At 70.1% G+C, this 1,047-nt stretch carries 1 protein-coding gene and 1 pseudogene; one reads left to right on the top strand and one right to left on the bottom strand.

Annotated elements, in window-relative coordinates:
- Positions 1-689: pseudogene (locus A5775_RS21540) on the top strand (DUF222 domain-containing protein); the annotation flags it as partial.
- Here A5775_RS21540 and A5775_RS21545 read toward each other — a convergent pair.
- On the bottom strand, positions 671-1,000 hold the full coding sequence (locus A5775_RS21545; RefSeq protein ID WP_067256888.1) for a DUF222 domain-containing protein: 330 nt from the start codon (positions 998-1,000) through the stop codon (positions 671-673). The pseudogene A5775_RS21540 and the gene A5775_RS21545 overlap by 19 nt on opposite strands.
- Positions 1,001-1,047 lie beyond the last annotated feature (47 nt).

The following is a 1,047-nucleotide window of genomic DNA, read 5'->3' on the forward strand; positions in this document are numbered from 1 at the left end:
AGCGCCTCGAGCGCGTCGCGCGTCGGGTCCGCGTACCCGGGCACACCTTGATCAACGAACTACGCGCCCAGGCCACCACGACAGAGCTGGGCGACACGCTGGGGCGTGCGTTGGCCGAGCGGTTACGCATCACCACCGCCGATGCCGGGCGCCGGGTGGCCGAGGCCGCCGATCTCGGGCAGCGTCGTGCGCTGACCGGGGAGTTGTTGGCGCCCACCTTGGGGGCCACCGCGGCCGCCCAACGCCAGGGATTGATCGGCGATGGGCATGTGCGGGTGATTCGCGGGTTTTTTGCCGACCTGCCCTACGAGATCGACGCCTGCACCCGCGAGGACGCCGAGGCCGATCTGGCGCGTCAGGCCAGCAGGTTTCGCCCCGATGAGTTGGGCCAATACGCCCGCCGGGCGATGGGCTGGCTCAACCCCGACGGGAAACTCAATGATGCCGAACGTGCCCGCAAGCGCGGCATCACCATCGGGGCCCAGCACTACGACGGCATGTCACCCATCCGCGGGTATCTGACCCCCGAGGCGCGCGCCACGTTCGAACCCGTGCTGGCCAAACTCGGGGCCCCCGGGGCGTGTAACCCCTACGATGAGGTTCCCCTCATCGATGAGGTTCCTGATGAGGATGCGGCGCGCCGCGATATGCGCAGCCCGGCGCAACGCAATCACGACGCCCTGCTGGCCTGACGCGCCAGATCGGCCTCGGCGTCCTCGCGGGTGCAGGCGTCGATCTCGTAGGGCAGGTCGGCAAAAAACCCGCGAATCACCCGCACATGCCCATCGCCGATCAATCCCTGGCGTTGGGCGGCCGCGGTGGCCCCCAAGGTGGGCGCCAACAACTCCCCGGTCAGCGCACGACGCTGCCCGAGATCGGCGGCCTCGGCCACCCGGCGCCCGGCATCGGCGGTGGTGATGCGTAACCGCTCGGCCAACGCACGCCCCAGCGTGTCGCCCAGCTCTGTCGTGGTGGCCTGGGCGCGTAGTTCGTTGATCAAGGTGTGCCCGGGTACGCGGACCCGACGCGCGACGCGCTCGAGGCGCT

The sequence above is a fragment of the Mycobacterium sp. 852002-10029_SCH5224772 genome (assembly GCF_001667315.1).
Classification (GTDB): Bacteria; Actinomycetota; Actinomycetes; order Mycobacteriales; family Mycobacteriaceae; genus Mycobacterium.